At 75.8% G+C, this 18,349-nt stretch carries 17 protein-coding genes; 4 read left to right on the top strand and 13 right to left on the bottom strand.

The features are described 5' to 3' along the window. Positions 1–35: 35 nt before the first annotated feature. From NP075_RS17970 to NP075_RS17950, 5 genes are all read right to left on the bottom strand, one after another. Positions 36–212 (bottom strand): type II toxin-antitoxin system antitoxin, encoded by a 177-nt coding sequence (locus tag NP075_RS17970; protein ID WP_227563462.1) that lies wholly within the window; start codon positions 210–212, stop codon positions 36–38. Positions 213–460: 248 nt separating this feature from the next. Beyond that, positions 461–1,420 (bottom strand): SPFH domain-containing protein, encoded by a 960-nt coding sequence (locus tag NP075_RS17965; protein WP_227563461.1) that lies wholly within the window; start codon positions 1,418–1,420, stop codon positions 461–463. Between the two features lie 102 nt (positions 1,421–1,522). Further along, on the bottom strand, positions 1,523–4,018 hold the full coding sequence (locus tag NP075_RS17960) for a heavy metal translocating P-type ATPase (protein ID WP_227563516.1): 2,496 nt from the start codon (positions 4,016–4,018) through the stop codon (positions 1,523–1,525). Positions 4,019–4,092: 74 nt separating this feature from the next. Next, the gene (locus NP075_RS17955) at positions 4,093–4,323 is read right to left on the bottom strand and encodes a heavy-metal-associated domain-containing protein (protein ID WP_227563460.1); all 231 of its coding nucleotides are present in this window, start codon (positions 4,321–4,323) and stop codon (positions 4,093–4,095) included. A gap of 117 nt (positions 4,324–4,440) precedes the next feature. Continuing rightward, positions 4,441–4,800, bottom strand: coding sequence for a metal-sensitive transcriptional regulator (locus NP075_RS17950; protein WP_227563459.1), 360 nt, complete (start codon positions 4,798–4,800; stop codon positions 4,441–4,443). Positions 4,801–4,894: 94 nt separating this feature from the next. Here NP075_RS17950 and NP075_RS17945 point away from each other — a divergent pair, with 94 nt between their 5' ends. Both NP075_RS17945 and NP075_RS17940 read left to right on the top strand, forming a co-directional pair. Further along, on the top strand, positions 4,895–5,353 hold the full coding sequence (locus NP075_RS17945; RefSeq protein ID WP_227563458.1) for an RrF2 family transcriptional regulator: 459 nt from the start codon (positions 4,895–4,897) through the stop codon (positions 5,351–5,353). Between the two features lie 160 nt (positions 5,354–5,513). After that, positions 5,514–6,500 (top strand): sulfite exporter TauE/SafE family protein, encoded by a 987-nt coding sequence (locus NP075_RS17940; RefSeq protein WP_227563457.1) that lies wholly within the window; start codon positions 5,514–5,516, stop codon positions 6,498–6,500. A gap of 143 nt (positions 6,501–6,643) precedes the next feature. On the opposite strand, the gene hemL is transcribed toward NP075_RS17940, so the two are convergent. From hemL to hemE, 6 genes are all read right to left on the bottom strand, one after another. Further along, positions 6,644–8,017, bottom strand: a complete 1,374-nt coding sequence (gene hemL / locus NP075_RS17935; RefSeq protein WP_227563456.1) for a glutamate-1-semialdehyde 2,1-aminomutase — start codon at positions 8,015–8,017, stop codon at positions 6,644–6,646. Next, a complete protein-coding gene (gene hemB / locus NP075_RS17930) occupies positions 8,017–9,009 on the bottom strand; it encodes a porphobilinogen synthase (protein WP_227563455.1) in 993 nt (330 codons plus the stop codon). The genes hemL and hemB overlap by 1 nt, the downstream gene beginning before the upstream one ends. Continuing rightward, positions 9,006–9,998, bottom strand: coding sequence for a uroporphyrinogen-III synthase (locus tag NP075_RS17925; RefSeq protein ID WP_227563454.1), 993 nt, complete (start codon positions 9,996–9,998; stop codon positions 9,006–9,008). Before NP075_RS17925 ends, hemB begins: the two co-directional genes overlap by 4 nt. After that, entirely contained in the window at positions 9,995–11,020 is a 1,026-nt protein-coding gene (hemC, locus tag NP075_RS17920) for a hydroxymethylbilane synthase (RefSeq protein WP_227563453.1), read from the bottom strand. The genes NP075_RS17925 and hemC overlap by 4 nt, the downstream gene beginning before the upstream one ends. 164 nt (positions 11,021–11,184) lie before the next feature. After that, positions 11,185–12,642: a protoporphyrinogen/coproporphyrinogen oxidase gene (locus NP075_RS17915; RefSeq protein ID WP_227563452.1), complete on the bottom strand. Its 1,458-nt coding sequence runs from the start codon at positions 12,640–12,642 to the stop codon at positions 11,185–11,187. Continuing rightward, the gene (hemE, locus tag NP075_RS17910) at positions 12,639–13,703 is read right to left on the bottom strand and encodes a uroporphyrinogen decarboxylase (RefSeq protein ID WP_308054130.1); all 1,065 of its coding nucleotides are present in this window, start codon (positions 13,701–13,703) and stop codon (positions 12,639–12,641) included. The genes NP075_RS17915 and hemE overlap by 4 nt, the downstream gene beginning before the upstream one ends. Before the next feature lie 56 nt (positions 13,704–13,759). On the opposite strand from hemE, the gene NP075_RS17905 reads away from it, so the two are divergent. Beyond that, the gene (locus NP075_RS17905; protein ID WP_227563515.1) at positions 13,760–15,019 is read left to right on the top strand and encodes a glutamyl-tRNA reductase; all 1,260 of its coding nucleotides are present in this window, start codon (positions 13,760–13,762) and stop codon (positions 15,017–15,019) included. 98 nt (positions 15,020–15,117) lie between these two features. Continuing rightward, on the top strand, positions 15,118–15,585 hold the full coding sequence (locus NP075_RS17900) for an SRPBCC family protein (protein ID WP_227563450.1): 468 nt from the start codon (positions 15,118–15,120) through the stop codon (positions 15,583–15,585). Between the two features lie 220 nt (positions 15,586–15,805). Here NP075_RS17900 and NP075_RS17895 read toward each other — a convergent pair whose 3' ends face one another. Both NP075_RS17895 and purB read right to left on the bottom strand, forming a co-directional pair. Continuing rightward, the gene (locus NP075_RS17895) at positions 15,806–16,660 is read right to left on the bottom strand and encodes a hypothetical protein (protein ID WP_225214773.1); all 855 of its coding nucleotides are present in this window, start codon (positions 16,658–16,660) and stop codon (positions 15,806–15,808) included. A 206-nt stretch (positions 16,661–16,866) separates the two neighbouring features. Next, positions 16,867–18,315: an adenylosuccinate lyase gene (gene purB, locus NP075_RS17890; protein WP_227563449.1), complete on the bottom strand. Its 1,449-nt coding sequence runs from the start codon at positions 18,313–18,315 to the stop codon at positions 16,867–16,869. Positions 18,316–18,349: the final 34 nt, after the last annotated feature.

The raw sequence follows: 18,349 nt of genomic DNA, 5'->3' as shown, positions 1-18,349 counted from the left end.
GAGTACCGCGCTCGGGGCACGGCGCACGGGGCGGGTCAGGTGGCGCGAGGGCGGCCGCGACGCGGTGGGCCGCCTGCGGCGTCGGGCATCCGGCCGGCGTCCGTCAGCGCGCGGCGCAGCAGCAGGTCGATCTGGGCGTTGACGCTCCGCAGGTCATCCGCCGCCCACTTCGCGAGCGCGTCGTGCACGGCCGGGTCCAGGCGCAGCAGCACCTGACGCCGCTCCCGGCGCACCGGCCGCGCAGCCGCACCGCCACCCCCCACCCCGTGAGAGGACGATCCAGCACGCTCGCCGCCACCCCCCTCCCCGTGAGAGGACGATCCAGCACGCTCGCCGCCACCCCCCTCCCCGTGAGAGGACGATCCAGCACGCCCACCGCCGCCCCCGACCCCGCGAGGGGACGACCCGGCGCCGTCACCTCCCGGCGACGGGCTGTCCCCCTGCGCGGGCTCCTCGATGGTCACGCGTAGAGCGACCCGGTGTTGATGACGGGCGTCGCGCGGGACTCGCCGCACAGGACGACGAGCAGGTTCGACACCATCGCGGCGCGGCGGTCGTTGTCGAGCTCGACGACGCCGTCGTCCTCGAGCCGGCTCAGGGCGCCCTCGACCATCGAGACCGCACCCTCGACGATCCGCTCGCGGGCCGCGATGATCGCGCCGGCCTGCTGGCGCTGCAGCATCGCCTGCGCGATCTCGGGGGCGTACGCGAGGTTGGAGATGCGGGCCTCGATGACCTCGAGGCCGGCGATGACGACGCGGGCCGCGACCTCGGCCGCGATCTCCGCGGAGACGACGTCGGTGGCGCCCCGCAGCGAGTTCTCGCCGTTGTCCGCGTGGTCGTACGGGTGCGACATCGCGACGTGCCGCAGCGCGGACTCGGACTGCACGCGCACGAAGTCGGCGTAGTCCTCGACCGCGAACGTGGCCTTGGCGGTGTCGGCGACCTGCCACACGACGATCGCCGCGATGTTGATCGGGTTGCCGTCCTCGTCGTTGACCTTGAGCTCGTTCGTCTCGAAGTTGCGCACGCGCACCGACACGTTCTTGCGGAACGTCAGCGGCACGGTGAGGACGAGGCCGGTGCGCCGGATGGTGCCGATGTAGCGGCCGAAGAACTGCACGACGCGCGTCTGCCCGGGGCTGACGACGGCGACGGACGTGAGCAGCACCACCCCGAGGACGAGGGTGGCGAGGCCCAGGACGCCGTACCAGTTCTGCTCGGTGACGTCGGCGACGATGAACAGCGGGATCGAGGCGCCGAGCCCGGCCAGTGCCAGCAGGGCCACGACCACCGCCGGGCCGGCGCCGAGCGCCCAGGCGTCGCGCTCGACGACGTCCACCCGGGCGCCGCCGTGCCCGACCGGGCGACCGCTCGGGTCCCCCCCTACGGACTCCTGCGGCGGGACGGACTCGGGCATGGTGACCTCCACGGGAAAGGCGCCGGAGCGCTATCAATGTGATAGCACTTTAGCAGGGCCCGGGTGATCCGCGGGCCGGATCACCCGACCGGCGCCGCCCCGTCAGGCGAAGGTGCGCAGTCGCAGCGAGTTGGTCACCACCAGCACCGACGAGAACGCCATCGCGGCGCCCGCGATCATCGGATTCAGCAGCCCGAACGCCGCCAGCGGGATCGCCGCCACGTTGTACGCGAACGCCCAGAACAGGTTCTGCCGGATGATCCGCAGCGTGCGCCGCGACAGCCGGATCGCCTGCGGGGCGGACGCGAGGTCGCCACGGACGAGGGTGAGGTCCGCCGCCTCGATCGCCACGTCGGTGCCCGTCCCCATCGCGAGGCCCAGGTCCGCCGTCGCGAGGGCGGCCGCGTCGTTGACGCCGTCGCCGACCATCGCGACGCGTGCGCCACCGGCCTGCAGCCGCTCGACGGCCGCGACCTTCTCGTCCGGCATGACCTGCGCGACGACGTCGGCGTCGGCGATGCCGACCGCGCGAGCCGTCGCCAGCGCGGCGCCCCGGTTGTCGCCCGTGAGCAGCACGGGCCGCAGCCCCAGCGCCCGCAGCTCGCGGACGGCCGCGGCCGACGTCGGCTTGACCGGGTCCCGCAGGACGAGGACGCCGCGCGCCCGTCCGTCCCACGCGGCGACGACGGCCGTCGCCCCGTCCGCCTCCGCCGTCGCGACGACGTCCGCGACGTCGTCCGTGCGCACGCCCTGCTCCTCGAGCCAGCCGAGCCGGCCCACGAGCACCCGCCGTGCGAGGCCGACGCCGCTGTGCGCGGTGCGGACCACGCCGCTGACGCCGCGGCCCGCGTCGGCCCGGAACTCCCGGACCTCGTCCGCACCGATCCCGACGCCGTCCGCGCCGACCGGGACGTCGACGCGCGCGCCGCCCGCCGGTGCCGCGGGCACGGGGTGATCGGGCCCGTGACTGGATTGCTCTCTCGCGGCGGGGGTGGGGGTGGGGGTGACCGGGGTGGCGGTGGCGATGGCGCGGGCGATGGGGTGCTCGGCGAGCGCCTCCACGGCGGCGGCGAGGCGGTGGACCTCGGCGGCGTCCTCGCCCGTCGCCGGGACGACGTCGACGAGCGCCATGCGGCCGGCCGTGACCGTGCCGGTCTTGTCGAGCACGACCGTGTCGACGCGCCGGGTCTCCTCGAGGATCTCGGGACCCTTGATGAGGATGCCGAGCTGCGCACCGCGTCCCGTGCCCACGAGCAGCGCGGTGGGTGTGGCCAGGCCGAGCGCGCAGGGGCACGCGATGATCAGCACGGCCACGGCGGCCGTGAACGCGGCCTGGAGGCCGCCCCCGGTGGCCAGCCAGGTGACCAGGGTGCCGACCGCGACGACCAGCACGACGGGCACGAAGACCGCGGAGATCCGGTCGGCGAGCCGCTGCACGGGTGCCTTGCCCGTCTGCGCGCGCGCGACCAGGCGGCCGATCTGCGCCAGGCGCGTCTCCTCGCCCACGCGCGTCGCGCGGACCACGAGGTGCCCGGACGTGTTGACGGTCGCGCCGGTGAGCTCGTCGCCCGGCCCGACGTCGAGGGGCACGGGCTCGCCGGTCAGCAGCGAGGTGTCCACGGCGCTCGTCCCGGACACCACGACACCGTCGGTCGCGACCTTCTCACCGGGGCGCACGGCGAACTCGTCGCCCACCGCGAGCCGGTCGACCGGCACCCGCTGCTCGACGCGCCGGCCGTCGGGCCCGGTCACGAGCAGCGCGACGTCCTTCGCGCCCAGGTCCAGCAGCGCGCGCAGGGCGTCGCCCGCGCGGCGGCGGGAGCGGTGCTCGGCGTACCGGCCGGCCAGGAGGAACGTGGTGACGACGGCCGCGACCTCGAAGTACAGCTCCGGCATCGGGTCGCCGTGGCCGGAGGCGGCGGCGGGGAACAGCGCCGGCGTCATGCGGATGCCGAGCTCTCCGGTGCCGCCCAGCAGCAGCGCCCACAGCGACCAGGCGGTCGCGGCGACGACGCCGATCGACACGAGCGTGTCCATCGTCGACGCACCGTGCCGGGCCGCGCGGACGGCCGCCCGGTGGAACGGCCAGGCCGCCCACGTGGCGACGGGCAGCGCGAGCGCCGCCACCAGCCACTGCCATCCGCGGAACTGCGTGGCCGGCACCATGCTCAGGACGAGCACGGGGACGGTCAGCACGGCGGCGACGCGCAGGCGGCGCAGCAGGTCGGCGCCGCGGGTGTCGTCGGGGGCCGACGTGTCGTCCGACGCGTCGTGCTCCATGCCGGCGTGCTGCATGCCGGACAGCGCGTGCTCGAGGGCGTCGTGCTGCGCGCCGTCGTGCTGCCCGCCGTCGTGCTCGTGCCCGCCGGCCCGGTCGGCACCGTGGCCGTCGTGGGTGCCCGGGCGCCGGACGGGGTGCGCGTCGTAGCCGGCCGCCCGCACGGCGGCGACGAGGTCGTCGACGCTCGGTGCGGGGGCGTCGTCCGTCGCGGTGACGTCCACGTGCGCCGTCTCGAGCGCGAGGTTGACCGTGGCGCTCGCGCCGGGGACGCGGTTGAGGCGCTTCTCGACGCGCGCGACGCACGACGCGCACGTCATGCCCTCGATCGCGAGGTCGATCCCCGCGGCCGTCACGCCGTCGCGGGCGCCGGGCCTGCCGGGCGCGTCGGTGCTCACAGCAGCGACCGGGTGGGTGTCACGGCGTAGCCCGCCTCGGCCACGGCGGCGTCGACGGCCGACGGGTCCAGCGGGGCCTCGGAGGTGACCGTGACGGGGGAGGACCCGCCCGTGACGAGCTCGACGTCGACGCCGGTGACGCCCGGCAGCGCGGTGAGCTCCTCGGTGACGGCGTTCACGCAGTGGCCGCAGGTCATGCCGTCGACACGGAAGGTGGTGGTGCTCATGGTGGTGCTCCTTCGACTCGGTGGGTCCGGTGCGGCGGGGGCCCGCGCGGTGGGCGGTGGGCGGCCGGTGCGACCGGGGGTGGGGCCGCCCGCCTGGTGGGGGTGGGGGCGGCCGGGTCAGCTGCGGACGAGCCGCGCGATGGCGGCGGACGCCTCGCGCACCTTGGCGGCGCCGGCCTCGGGGGACTCGCGGGCCGCGTCGACGACGCAGTGGCCGAGGTGGTCCTCCACGAGCCCGATGCCCACGGCCTGCAGGGCCTTGGTGACGGCGGCGATCTGGGTGAGGACGTCGATGCAGTACACGTCCTCGTCGACCATGCGGGCGATGCCCCGGACCTGGCCCTCGACGCGGCGCAGGCGGCGCAGGTACTCGGCCTTGGCGGGCGTGTAGCCGTGCACCGGGGTCTCGTCGCTGCCGTCGTCGTGCGCGGCGGCGATCGCGACGGCGTCGTGCGTGGGTGTCGGGGTCACGCTCATCGCAACAGGGTACCCCCCTGGGGTATTCCGCCTCTCACCCGACCGCCGGCGACGGGTGCGCGCCGTGCACGTCGCGGCAGGGGAGAATCAGCCCATGCGGGTCTCGGCGAAGGCGGACTATGCGGTGCGGGCGTGTGCCGAGCTGGCGAGCCGGCCCGGGGGTGAGTCCGTCCCGAGCGACGTGCTCGCCGCGGGCCAGGGCATCCCGACCAGCTTCCTCGAGCGGATCATGGGCGACCTGCGACGCGGCGGCGTCGTGACCAGCGTGCGCGGGCGCTCGGGCGGGTACCTGCTGGCGCGTGCGGCCGACGAGATCACGGTCGCGGACATCATCCGCGCCGTCGACGGCCCGCTCGTCACGGTGCGGGACGTGCGCCCGCCGGGGCTCACGTACGAGGGGTCGGCGACCGCGCTGCTCGAGGTGTGGGTGGCCCTGCGCGCGGCCGTGCGGGACGTTCTCGACGTCGTCACGCTGGCCGACGTCGTGCAGCGGGAACTGCCGGAGTCGGTGCACCGGCTCGCCGCGCGGGAGGACGCCTGGCAGAACCCCTGATCCGGCGTCCGGGCCCCGAGACGCCGTCTCAGGATGCGAGCCAGGTCTTGTAAGCGGAGCATGCCGGTCGGAATTATCTGCGGAGTGCGGACACCTGTCCGTGCGCCGACCCTCCGACCCGGTCCCGCCGTCCGGGTCGGCCCTCCCCGAGGTGGTCCCCGTGCCCACGATCGTCCTACTCGCCCTCGTCGGGCTCGCCGCGCAGCTCGTCGACGGAAGCCTGGGCATGGCCTACGGCGTGACCTCCACGACGCTGCTGCTCGCGATCGGGACCAACCCCGCGGCGGCGTCCGCCACGGTCCACCTCGCGGAGATCGGGACGACGCTCGCGTCGGGCGTCTCGCACTGGAAGTTCGGCAACGTCGACTGGAAGGTCGTCCTGCGGGTCGGCGTCCCCGGCGCGATCGGCGCGTTCGCCGGCGCGACGGTCCTGTCGAACCTCTCGACCGACGCCGCCAAGCCCGTGATGTCGCTGATCCTGCTCGCCCTCGGCGTCTACCTGCTCGTCCGCTTCACGCTCAAGGGGCTGCGCACCGACCGCCTGCACCTGCCGCTGCGCTCGCGCTTCCTCGCGCCGCTGGGTCTGGTCGCGGGCTTCGTCGACGCGACGGGCGGCGGCGGCTGGGGCCCGGTCGGGACGCCCGCGCTGCTCGCCAGCGGCCGTCTCGAGCCGCGCAAGGTCGTCGGGTCCATCGACACCTCGGAGTTCCTCGTCGCGATCGCCGCGAGCCTGGGCTTCCTGTTCGCGATCGGCTCGCAGGGCATCGACTTCACGTGGGTGGCGGCGCTGCTGATCGGCGGCCTCATCGCCGCGCCGATCGCCGCGTGGCTGGTCCGCAAGGTGCCGGGCCGCGTCCTCGGGTCCGCGGTCGGCGGAGTCATCGTGCTGACGAACGCCCGCACGCTGCTGCGCTCGGACTGGATCGGTCAGGGTGACACCCCGACCGAGGGCATCGTGCTCGGCGTGATCGCGCTCGTGTGGATCGCCGCGATCACGTGGTCGGTCCGGGCGTACCGCAACGACCTGGCCGCCGGTCGCGGTGACGTCGCCGCGGTGGGCCACGGGGCCGCCGACCCGGCCGTCCCGAGCGCAGACGCACCGGCTCTCGTCGCGGCCGACGCGGACCCGGCACCGCCGACTCGCTGACCTCGTCCTGCCGAGCCGGTCCACACTCCGGGACAGGCTCGCCACGAGACCGGGCTCAGGTCGCTCATCGACTGCGGTCAGCGACCTGAGCCCGGTCTCGCGCGTCCCGGGTCTCAGGACGTGGACGCCTCAGCCCGGGCGGGTCACTCCGGGCGCTCGGCTGCGGCCGCTGCCCGGGCCGCCGTCGGCAGCGCCTCCAGGACGCGGTCCAGCACGCCCTCGTCGTGCGCGGCCGAGACGAACCACGCCTCGAACGCCGACGGGGGCGCCAGCACGCCGGCGTCGAGCAGGGCGTGGAAGAACGGCGCGTACCGCCAGTGCTCCGAGGCCTGCACCGCGGCGTAGTCGCGCGCGCCCTCGGCCGCGGCCTGCTCGCCGAACACGATGCTGAACAGGCTGCCCGCCCACTGCAGAGCGTGCGGCACACCGACCTCGGCCAGGGCGGCCGTCACGGCGCGACGCAGGTGCGCCGACGCGGCGTCGACGCGCGCGTACACCTCGGCGTCGGCCAGCCGCAGCGTCGCCAGGCCCGCGGCCGTCGCGACGGGGTTCCCGGACAGGGTGCCCGCCTGGTAGACCGGCCCGACCGGCGCGAGCTGCTCCATGATGTCCGCGCGCCCGGCCACCGCGGCGACGGGCAGCCCGCCGCCGATGACCTTGCCGAACGTCAGCAGGTCCGGCGCCCACTGCTCGGAGGCACCCTCCAGGCCCCACCAGCCGGCGCGGCCGACGCGGAAGCCCGTGAGCACCTCGTCCTGGATCAGCACCGCGTCGTGGTGCTGGGTGATGCGACGCAGCTCGCGGTTGAACCCCGGCATCGGCGGGACGACGCCCATGTTGGCGGGCGCGGCCTCGGTGATGACCGCGGCGATCGACGACCCGTGCTCGTCGAACGCGGCCTGCACGGCGTCGAGGTCGTTGTACGGCACGACGATGGTCTCGGCGGCGACGGCCGCCGTCACGCCCGCGGACCCCGGCAGGGCGAGCGTGGCGACACCCGAGCCGGCCTGCGCCAGCAGGGAGTCGACGTGGCCGTGGTAGCAGCCGGCGAACTTCACGATCTTGTCGCGACCGGTCCACGCGCGGGCCAGCCGCAGCGCGGTCATCACGGCCTCGGTACCCGTCGAGACCAGGCGCACGCGCTCCGCCACCGGCACGCGCTCGCGGATCTCGTCGACGAGCTCCACCTCGGTCGTCGTCGGCGCACCGAACCCCAGACCGCGCGCGGCCGCCTCCTGCACCGCCTCGACGACCTGCGGGTGCGCGTGCCCGACCAGCGCCGGACCCCACGACCCGACGAGGTCCACGTAGTCGCGGCCCTCGACGTCCGTGACGTACGCGCCGCGCGCCGACGCGAGGAACCGCGGGGTGCCACCCACGGACCCGAACGCGCGCACGGGCGAGTTCACGCCGCCGGGGATCACGGCCGTGGCGTGCGCGAACGCCTCCGCGCTGCTGCCGGCCCAGGCCGGGCCGTACCCGGGAGCAACCGTGGCGTCGTCCTCCACCTGCGTCATCACAGCTCCTCCGCCAGCCACCCGGCCAGCTCCGTCGCCCAGTAGGTCAGGATGGCATCGGCACCGGCTCGACGGATGCTGAGCACGGACTCCGTGACAGCACTCCGACGGTCGATCCACCCCTGCGCGGACGCCGCCTCGATCATGGCGTACTCACCGGACACCTGATACGCCCAGACGGGCACGGCTGAGGTCGCCGCGACGTCCGCGAGCACGTCGAGGTACGACATGGCGGGCTTCACCATGACGACGTCCGCGCCCTCGGCCACGTCGATCGCGACCTCGCGTGCCGCCTCGCGGCGGTTGGCGGGGTCCATCTGGTAGCTGCGGCGGTCGCCGTGCAGCTGCGACTCCACGGCCTCGCGGAACGGCCCGTAGAACGCCGACGCGTACTTGGCGGCGTAGGCGAGCACGGCGACGTCCTGGTGCCCGGCGGCGTCCAGCGCGTCGCGGACGACGCCCGTCTGGCCGTCCATCATGCCGCTCAGCCCGACGAGGTGGGCGCCCGCCGCGGCCTGCGCGCGGGCCATCGCGGCGTACCGCTCGAGGGTCGCGTCGTTGTCCACCGCCCCGGAGGAGGTCAGGACACCGCAGTGCCCGTGGTCCGTGAACTCGTCCAGGCACAGGTCGGCCTGCACGACGAGCGCGTCACCGACCTCCGCGACCACGTCCGCGATCGCGAGGTTGAGGATGCCGTCGGGGTCGGTGGCGCCCGACCCGGTCGCGTCGCGGTGCGCGGGCACGCCGAAGAGCATGATCCCGCCGATGCCCGCCTCGGCGGCTCGCGCCGCCTCCTGGCGCAGCGACGCGCGGGTGTGCTGCAGGACGCCGGGCATCGACGTCAGCGGGCGCGGGGCGTCCAGGCCCTCGCGGACGAACACGGGCAGGACGAGGTCCGCCGCGTGCAGACGTGTCTGGGCGGCGAGGCGACGCAGCGCCGGGGTGCGGCGCAGGCGGCGCGGGCGCAGCCGGCCGGGACCGGGAGTGGTCACGGGAGGTCCTCCGTGGGGGTCGGTGGCGGGGGTGAGCCGGGGGTGGCGCCGGTGCGGGCGACGAGGTCGGTGAGCGCGTCGACGAGGCCGGCGAGGGTCTGGCGGGCGGCGACGGCGTCGACGCGGACGCCCAGGCGCCGCGCCTCGGCCGCGGTGCTGGGGCCGATGACGACGACGCGGGTGGCGGCCGGCGGGGGGCCGAGGTGGTCGAGCAGCGCGCGCACGCTGCTCGCGGACGTCAGCAGCGCCGCGTGGACGTCGCCCGCCGCCCACGCGCGCGTGACCTGCGGCTCCGGCGGTCCGGCGGGGACCGTGCGGTAGACGACGACGTCGTCCACGTCCCACCCGGCGGACGTGAGCCCGTCGGCGAGGGTGCGGGCCGCCAGGTCGCCGCGCGGGAACAGCGCGCGGGGAGCGGCGGGGGTCGGGGCGTCGGGTGCGGTGCCGGCCCCTCGTGCGTCGGCCGCGGTCAGGGCGGCGACGAGGTCGACGGCCGTCGAGCGCACCGGCGGCACGACGTCGACGCGCACGCCCAGCGCCTCCAGCGCGCGCGCCGTGCCGGGCCCGACGGCGCCGACGCGGACGCCGCCGCGCGCGAGCAGCGCCGCGAGCCCGTCGTCGTGCGCCGCGGCGCGTTCCGCCAGCACGGCCACGGCGGCCTGGCTCGTGACGGCGAGCCAGGTGTACCAGCGGGCTCCGAGCGCGAGGAGCGCGTCGTCGAGCGGCGTGAGGTCGTCGAGGGGGACCGTCCGGACGAGCGGCACGACGAGTGGCTCCGCGCCGACGGCCGCGAGGGCGACCGCGGCAGGGCTGACCGCCGCGGGACCGGCGGCTGCGCGACTGGATCGCTCTCTCGCGGGGGGGTGGGGCGGGGGGAGGGCGGGGTCGAGCGGGGGGCGGGGGACCAGGACGCGCCAGCCGCTCAGCGGGCCCGGGACGGTGCCGGTGGGCGGCGGGTCGGGGGTGGGGCTGCCGTCCGTGGCGGTCACCGGGTCGTCCCGAGGGGGGCGAGGTCGGCGGCGCCGGCGGCCAGCAGGTCCTCGGCGAGGCGACGGCCGAGTGCGTCGGCGGCGGCGTCGTCGGGGGCGGGGCCGTGCGTGCCGAGCCGCACCACGCGGGACCCGTCCACGGCGGCGACGACGGCGTCGAGCGTGAGGGCGCCGGTCGCGTCGAGCCGTCCCCAGGCGCCGATCGGCGCCGCGCAGCCCGCCTCCAACCGGGCCAGGACCGCGCGCTCGGCGACGACCGCGCGACGGGTGGGCGCGTGGTCGAGCGCGCGCAGGGCGGCCGCGAGGGGTGTGTCGTCGGCGGCGTCGGCCGCGCGGACCTCGACGGCCAGCGCGCCCTGGCCGGGTGCGGGGGCCAGCACGTCGGCCTCGAAGAGCTCGGTGACCGCGTCCAGGCGGCCGAGCCGGGCCAGACCGGCCGCGGCCAGCACCACGGCGTCGAGGTCGCCGCGGGGGGCGTCGGTCGCGACGCCCGGGTGCGGGGCCTGGGGCCCGACGTGCCGGCCGGTCGCGACGGTCGTGCCGTCGAGCCCGCGCACGCGCCCCAGGCGGGTGCCGACGTTGCCGCGGATGTCGACGACGTCGAGGTCCGGGCGTGCCGCCCGCAGCTGCGCCGCGCGGCGGGGCGAGCCGGTGCCGACGCGGGCTCCCGCGGGCAGGGTCGCCAGGGTGAGGCCGTCGCGGGCGCACAGGGCGTCCCGCGGGTCGGCCCGGGGCGGGACGGCGGCGACGACGAGCCCGTCGGCGGGGCCCGTCGGCAGGTCCTTGAGGGAGTGCACCGCCACGTCGCACCGGCCGTCCAGTAGCGCGTCGCGCAGCGCGGTGACGAAGACGCCCGTGCCACCCAGGGTCGCGAGCGACGCGCGCACGCGGTCGCCCTCGGTGCGGACGCGGACCGTCTCGACCGCCAGGCCGCCGGCGGCCGCGAGCGCGTCGGCCACGTGGCCCGTCTGGGTGAGGGCCAGGGCGCTCGCGCGCGTGCCGACCAGAACCTGCTGAGACATGCGTCCAGTGTCGTCGCCGGGCGGGCGGATGTCGAAACCGCAGGGCGGCTCCGGGGTCCCCGCAAATGCGCCGGCGGACATCGTTCTGACAATTCGTCAGAATGCCACGGCGAGCCCGTCCCGAACGTGACCGACGTCATTCTGGCAACAATTGCGGGACGCTGTCACGCTCCCGGCGGACCGACGACCGAGCGTGCCGCCGCCACGGCGTCGGGGACCACCGACGCCAGCCCGTTGCCCGCCGCCCAGGCACCGCACACGGCGACCCCCGGCATCCCGCCGGCCGCCGCGCGCACGGCCGCGACCGCGGCCCGGTGCGCGGCGCTCGGCCGCGGCAGCGACTGCGTCCAGCGCACCACGGCGGACCCGGCCAGCGCGTCACGCCGCAGCGGGGCGCCCAGCAGCGTCGACGCGTCGCGCAGCGCGAGGTCGACCAGCGCATCGCCGGCCGGCAGCGCGGGGTCCACCGCCGCGCCGGTCATCCGCCCGTACGACAGCCGCACCACGTGCCGGCCCGGGCCCGCGGCGGCGGCCGTCCAGGCCCACTTGGCCGTCGCGTGCGTCAGGGCCTTGGCGCGCACGTCGCCCACGCCCGGGCCGACCAGGACGCCGGTGCCGCGCGGCGCGGCGTCGAGCGCCGGGGCGTCCAGCACCAGGGTGACGAGTGTGACCGGAGCCCCGTCGTCGAGCCGCACGTCGCCCAGGTCGGCGTCGTCGAGCCCGTCGAGCAGCGTCGCGGCACCCGGCGTGGCGACGATGAGCCGCGCCGTCCGCAGGTCGCGCGACGCCCGCGGGGGCAGGTGACGGTCCTGCGTGCCGACCACGAGGGCACCGTCCGGCTCCCGGGTGACGGACACCGCGCTCGTGCGGGTCAGCAGGACGCCGCCGTGGGCCGTCACGTCGGCGACCAGCGCGTCGACCAGGCGGTGCACGCCACCCGCGACGCCCTCGACGGCGGTGCCCGCGGGCGCCGACGCGCGCATCCGGCGCACCGCACGGGCGAGGGAGCCGCCGGCCGCGTCGCGCGCGTCGCGCAGACCGGGTGCGGCGGCGTCGACGGCCACGTCGTCCGGGTCGGCCGCGTGCACCCCGCCGACCACGGGGTGCACCAGGCGTGCCACCACCGCGTCGCCCATGCGGGCCCGCACCAGCGCACCCAGCGTCGTCGCGCCCGCGCCCGCACGGGCGGGCAGGACCAGGTCGAGCGCCGCCCGCAGCGCCCCGCGCGTGCCCAGCGTCCGCCGCACGTCGGGGGCCAGCGGGTACGCGGGCACGCCGAGCAGGCCGGTGCGCGGCAGAGGACCGTCGCCGCTGGTCAGGTGCGCCCACGCGCCGCGCGGCTCGGGGGTGACCACGTCGTCGGCCAGCCCCAGGTCGGCCAGCAGCGCGGCGACCGAGCCGTTGCGGGTCGCGTACGACTCGGCACCCGCGTCGAGGCGCAGGCCCGCCACGTCATGCCCGCGGACCGCGCCGCCGGGCGCGTCGCGCTCGTCGACCACGAGGGTGCGCAGGCCCGCCCGGGCAAGCTCGCGCGCCGCGACCAGGCCTGCGACGCCGGCCCCGACGACCACGGCCTCCCAGGCGGGCGAGCCGGCGTCCGGCCCGGTCGCGGCCTCGCTCACAGCGAGTGGACCAGCTCGACGACCCGCGTCAGCACCGTCGGGTCCGTGTCCGGCGGCACGCCGTGGCCGAGGTTCACGACGTGCCCGGGCGCCGCCGTGCCGCGTCGGACGACGTCGCGCACGTGCGCCTCCAGGACGTCCCACGGCGCCGCCAGCAGCGCGGGGTCCACGTTGCCCTGCAGCGGCGTCGCGCCACCCAGCCGCGCCGACGCCTCGTCGAGCGGCACGCGGTAGTCGACGCCCATGACGTCGGCGCCCGCGTCGCGCATCGCGACCAGCAGCTCACCGGTCGCGACGCCGAAGTGCACGGTCCGCACGCCGAGGGCGCGGGCCTGCGCGAGGACGCGCGCCGACGCGGGCGCGCAGTGCGCGGTGTAGTCCGCGAGCGACAGCGCGCCCGCCCAGGAGTCGAAGAGCTGACCCGCGCTGGCGCCGGCCGTGACCTGCGCGGCGAGGAACGCACCCGTGACCTCGGCCGTCCAGTCCATGAGCGCCGTCCACGCGGCCGGGTCGGCGTGCATGAGGCGCCGCGCGGCCAGGTGGTCGCGCGACGGGCCGCCCTCGACGAGGTACGCCGCGAGCGTGAACGGCGCACCCGCGAAGCCGACGAGCGGGGTGCCGCCGAGCTGCTCGACGGTCCGGGCGACGCCGTGCGTCACCGGGGCGAGCCGCGCGGCGTCGAGGGGGCCGAGGTCGCGCAGGCGCGCGACGTCGTCGAGCGTGCGGACCGGCGAGGCGACGACCGGACCCGTGCCGGGCACGATCTCGACGTCGACCCCCACGAGCTTGAGGGGGACGACGATGTCCGAGAAGAACACCGCCGCGTCCACGCCGTGGCGCCGGACGGGCTGCAGCGTGATCTCGGCCGCGAGCTCGGGGTCCAGGCACGCGTCGAGCATCGCGACGCCCGCACGGGACGCGCGGTACTCCGGCAGCGACCGGCCGGCCTGACGCATGAACCACACGGGAAGGCGTTCCGGGCGGTCCCCGGAATAGGCGCGCACCAGCGCGGAACCGGTGGTGCGGCCGTCGACGAGAGGATGGTGTGGGGGAAGACTCACCCGATCGATTGTGCCCGACATTTCCCGGGATGATTCAATCGGTTCCCGTGGTGCTCATGTCCCTGGTCGCGAGCCACCACGACCTGGACCTGACCGTGCTCGAGCGTCTGCAGTCCGACGTCCACGCCGTCGGTCGCGAGGTCGTCGCCGCGACCAACGCCGTCACCGGTGCCGTCGTGCTCGCGACGTGCAACCGGTTCGAGCTGTACCTGGACGTCGACGACACCGCCCACGCCCCGCGCGCCCGTCGGGCCGTCGCGCAGGCCGTCGCGGCGCGCTCCGGGTACAGCCCCGACGACGTCGCCGAGCACCTGCGCCCGCTCGTCGGTGCCGACGCGAGCGAGCACCTGTTCGCCGTCGCGTCGGGTCTCGAGTCGATGGTCGTCGGGGAGCGGGAGATCGCGGGGCAGGTGCGGCGGGCGCTGACCACCGCGCGCCGCGACGGGACGACGACGTCCACGCTCGAGGCGCTGTTCCAGGCGGCGTCCCGCGCGTCGCGTGCGGTGGAGGCGTCGACGGGCCTGGGCTCGACGGGCCGCTCCGTCGTCGGCGTCGCGCTCGACCTCGCCGCGCGGACCCTGCCGCAGGGGGAGGCCGGCGTCGACTGGTCCGCCGTCCGGTGCGTCCTGGTCGGCACGGGCTCCTACGCGGGCGCCAGCCTCGCGGCCCTGAAGGCTCGCGGTGTGCACGACGTGCGCGTGTACTCGCCCAGCGGGCGGGCCGGCGCCTTCGCCGCCGCCCGCGGCGTCACGGGGCTGCCCGCCGGTGCGGACCTGCTGCCCGAGCTGGCGCGCACCGACCTCGTCGTCGCCTGCTCCGGCGCCGCCGGCACCGTCCTGGGGGTCGAGGCGCTCGCGGCCGCCCGACGCGGGTCCGCGCAGCCGCTGACCGTCGTCGACCTGGCGCTGCGGCACGACGTCGACCCCGACGTCCGCACCCTGCCCGGTGTCGCGCTGGTGTCGCTGCAGTCCGTGGCGGAGCACGCCCCCGCCGAGCACGCGGCGCTGAGCCGCGCGCGGGACGTCGTCCTGGAGGCGGCGGAGGACTTCGAGGCCGACCGCCGCGTCCGCGAGTGGGACCCGGCCGTCGTCGCCGAGCGCACCCGCGTGCTCGGTGCGCTGGAGGCCGCGCTGGCCGCCGTGCCGCCGGAGGCCCGGGACGAGGCACGCGCCCGCACGCTGCGTCGGCGCACGCGCAGGCTCCTGCACGGGCCGACGGTCGCGGCCCGCGCGGCCGCCCGCGTGGGGGACGCCGCCGGGTACGCGCGCGCTCTCGCCGACCTCGCCGCCGTGCCCGTCCCGGACGTCAGCGCCTGACGCCGCCTTCCCGCGGTGCGCCTCGTTGCGGAGGCGGGGTGGCCGAGCGCGCCGTAGCGTCGGCCGGGCACCTGACCGCCCGGCGCCAAGGAGACGGCATGAGCACGATCGACCAGACCATCGACGTCGACGTCCCTGTCCGCACCGCGTACGACCAGTGGACGCAGTTCGAGGAGTTCCCGCACTTCATGGAGGGGGTCAAGGAGGTCCGGCAGATCAGCGACACGCTGACGCGCTGGGCCACGGAGATCCAGGGCGTCGACCGCGAGTTCGACGCGACGATCCTCGAGCAGGAGCCCGACGTGGTGGTCGCGTGGGCCAGCGTGGACGGCACGATGCACGCGGGCCGCGTGACCTTCGAGCCGCTGGGGCCGGGCCGCACGCGGGTGACGGCGCACATCGAGTGGAAGCCCGAGTCGTTCGTCGAGAAGGTCGGTGCCGCCGTGGGCGCCGACGACCGGCAGGTGAAGAAGGACCTGCACAAGTTCAAGGAGTTCATCGAGTCCCGCCGCACGGAGACCGGCGCCTGGCGCGGCACCGTGCGCGACGGGCACCCGATGCCCTGACACCCCGCGGTCCGGTGCGTCCAGGGCGACGACGACCCGCAAGAAAAAGCGCACCGGGCCTGGTCGGGGGGGAGGACCAGGCCCGGTGCGGTCTGTGGGCCGGCCCCGAGGGGCCGACCGGACCGGGATGCTTCGTGGAGCACCGCTCGGGTTCGTGCCGGTATGTCTGGGATGCTACGCGAACGCGGCGTCCCGTGGGTGAATATTCACAGATCAGATGTCACGAGTGCGCCCAGTGCCGCTGCTGCGCCGCCGGCCCGGGGGCCCACGTGTGCGGCACGACCTGGTTCGTCTCGATGTCGGTGAGCTCGGCGGCGTAGACGATCGCCTCGTAGACGCCGGCCTCGACGCGCTCGAGGTGCAGCCGCTCGGCCCGCTCGATGTCGTCGCCCAGGTGCGAGATGCGCGCCACGACGTACCGCTGCGCATCCTGCCACTGGTCGACCACGCGGACCGACAGCCCGTTCCACCGTGCCGTCAGGTCGAGCTCGAACAGCTCGGTGACGTCCTCCCGGGCGACCCGGCGGTACCAGCGGCCCGAGGGCGACTGGTGGAACCCGGTCTCCGCGAGCGGGGGGTTCGCCAGCGCGAGCACGACCGTGTGCCCGCCGTCGACGACGTCCGCCTCGAGGTACGCACCGTGCCACTTCGCGACGGGCCCGACGCACCGCGACAGCGACGCGAGGGCCGGGCGCGGCGCGCCGAGCTGCGTCACGGTCCAGCCGGTGCCCACGTCGCCGTAGCGCGCGAGGAGCGTCGAGGTGCCGTCGTCGTGGACGCGGATGAGCTCGGCACCCGGGGGGATGCGCGAGTGGCGCAGCCACCACAGCGGGACGATGTAGCCCGGCACGTCGCGGTACTGCAGCTGCGGCGAGGACTCGAAGCGCAGGATGTCGATCGAGCGGTCGTACGGGCTGAACGGGGACCCCGGGTAGCCCAGGCCGTGCACCTCGAAGAGCTGTGCCGGCGTCGTGGCGAACGCGACGTCCTCCGCCCGGACCACGTAACCGGCGATCCGGTCGTGACCCTGCGTGAGGTGCGCGTGCGCCAGCGACGGTGTGATCGCCTTCTGCATCAGTGTCACGTGTGGCTTCCTTGCCGGATCGGACTGAAGGGGAGGATTCCGACGACGCCGACGATTCTGACCCGATCCAGGGCACATGTCCAGGTGTCGAAACGTCTCGACAGGGACCGCTCCCACTCCCGGGGCCGCAATTAGGCCGAACGGGTGAGGCAACCGGGGGACGTTCCGCCCGTGAGCCGGACGAAACGGACGTCACCTTACTCCAGGTGGGCGACGAGCGCAGTAGCCAGACCGGTGTACGTCGCCGGCGAGAGGTTTCGCAACCGCTCGGTGGTCTCGGCCGGCAGGCCCAGGCCGTCGACGAACTCCCGCATGTCCTGCGCGGTGAGCCGGCGGCCCCGCGTCAGCTCCTTGAGCCGCTCGTACGGGTTGTCCATGCCGGCCACCCCCGCGACGGACGCCGCGCGCATCGCGGACTGCACGGCCTCGCCCAGCACCTCCCAGTTGCCGTCGAGCTCGCGCGCCAGCAGCTCCTCGTCCACCGACAGGGCCCGCAGGCCGCGACGGACGTTGTCGATCGCGAGCAGCGAGTGGCCGAACGCCGGGCCGATGTTGCGCTGGGTCGTGGAGTCGGTGAGGTCGCGCTGCAGCCGGCTCGTGACGAGCGTCGAGGCGAGCGTGTCCAGCAGCGCGCACGAGATCTCGAGGTTCGCCTCGGCGTTCTCGAAGCGGATCGGGTTGACCTTGTGCGGCATCGTCGACGAGCCCGTCGCCCCCGCCACGGGGATCTGGGTGAAGACGCCCCGGCTGATGTACGTCCACACGTCGGTGGCCAGGTTGTGCAGCACCCGGTTGAAGCGGGCGACGTCGGCGTACAGCTCGGCCTGCCAGTCGTGGGACTCGATCTGCGTGGTCAGCGGGTTCCACGTCAGGCCCAGGTGCTCGACGAACGTGCGCGACACCATCTGCCAGTCGGCGTCGGGGACGGCCGCGAGGTGCGCGCCGTACGTGCCCGTCGCGCCGTTGAGCTTGCCGAGGTACTCGTCGGACGCGATGCGGCGCAGCTGGCGGCGCAGGCGGTGCGCGAGGACCGCGATCTCCTTGCCGAGCGTCGTCGGGGTGGCGGGCTGGCCGTGCGTCAGCGCGAGCATCGGGACGGCGGCGTGCTCGGCCGCCAGGGCCGCGACCTCGTCGCTCAGCGCGACCGCCGCGGGGAACCAGACCTCCCGGACCGCGCCGCGCACCATGAGCGCGTAGGACAGGTTGTTGACGTCCTCGCTGGTCAGCGCGAAGTGCACGAGCTCGTTGACCTGCGGCAGCACGGTGTCGGGGCGCAGGGCCTCCGGGGCCGCGGCGATGCGGCGCTTGAGGAAGTACTCGACCGCCTTCACGTCGTGCACCGTCGTCCGCTCGATCTCGGCCAGCTCGGCGATCTCGTCCGCGCCGAACGTGGCGACGACGTCGCGCAGGTAACGCTCCTCATCGGGGGCGAGCGCCGGGGCGCCCGGGACCACGGCGTGCGACGTCAGGTGGATGACCCACTCGACCTCGACCTCGACGCGCGCGCGGTTCAGCGCCGCCTCCGAGAGGTGGTCCACCAGCGGCGCGACGGTCGGGCGGTAGCGGCCGTCGAGCGGGCCCAGCGCGATCGGCGGAGTCACGTCGGCGAGGGGGACGCGGGGCGAAGAGGCGTCGTCGATCGGCATGGGGTCAGTGTTTCAGAGGCGGGGGTGGCGAGGC

The organism is Cellulomonas wangsupingiae (genome assembly GCF_024508275.1).
GTDB lineage: Bacteria > Actinomycetota > Actinomycetes > Actinomycetales > Cellulomonadaceae > Cellulomonas > Cellulomonas wangsupingiae.
Note: the sequence above shows the minus strand (reverse complement) of the source record. Positions and strands in the feature narration are given on the sequence as shown.

Excerpts from the sequence above, each read along its gene's own strand:
- NP075_RS17895 (WP_225214773.1), bottom strand. The coding sequence starts at position 16,660 with ATGCAGAAGGCGATCACACCGTCGCTGGCGCACGCGCACCTCACGCAG.
- NP075_RS17950 (WP_227563459.1), bottom strand. The coding sequence starts at position 4,800 with ATGAGCGTGACCCCGACACCCACGCACGACGCCGTCGCGATCGCCGCC.
- purB (WP_227563449.1), bottom strand. The coding sequence starts at position 18,315 with ATGCCGATCGACGACGCCTCTTCGCCCCGCGTCCCCCTCGCCGACGTG.
- NP075_RS17955 (WP_227563460.1), bottom strand. The coding sequence starts at position 4,323 with ATGAGCACCACCACCTTCCGTGTCGACGGCATGACCTGCGGCCACTGC.
- hemC (WP_227563453.1), bottom strand. The coding sequence starts at position 11,020 with ATGTCTCAGCAGGTTCTGGTCGGCACGCGCGCGAGCGCCCTGGCCCTC.
- NP075_RS17900 (WP_227563450.1), top strand. The coding sequence starts at position 15,118 with ATGAGCACGATCGACCAGACCATCGACGTCGACGTCCCTGTCCGCACC.
- hemL (WP_227563456.1), bottom strand. The coding sequence starts at position 8,017 with ATGACGCAGGTGGAGGACGACGCCACGGTTGCTCCCGGGTACGGCCCG.
- NP075_RS17905 (WP_227563515.1), top strand. The coding sequence starts at position 13,760 with ATGTCCCTGGTCGCGAGCCACCACGACCTGGACCTGACCGTGCTCGAG.
- NP075_RS17965 (WP_227563461.1), bottom strand. The coding sequence starts at position 1,420 with ATGCCCGAGTCCGTCCCGCCGCAGGAGTCCGTAGGGGGGGACCCGAGC.
- NP075_RS17945 (WP_227563458.1), top strand. The coding sequence starts at position 4,895 with ATGCGGGTCTCGGCGAAGGCGGACTATGCGGTGCGGGCGTGTGCCGAG.
- NP075_RS17960 (WP_227563516.1), bottom strand. The coding sequence starts at position 4,018 with ATGACGTGCGCGTCGTGCGTCGCGCGCGTCGAGAAGCGCCTCAACCGC.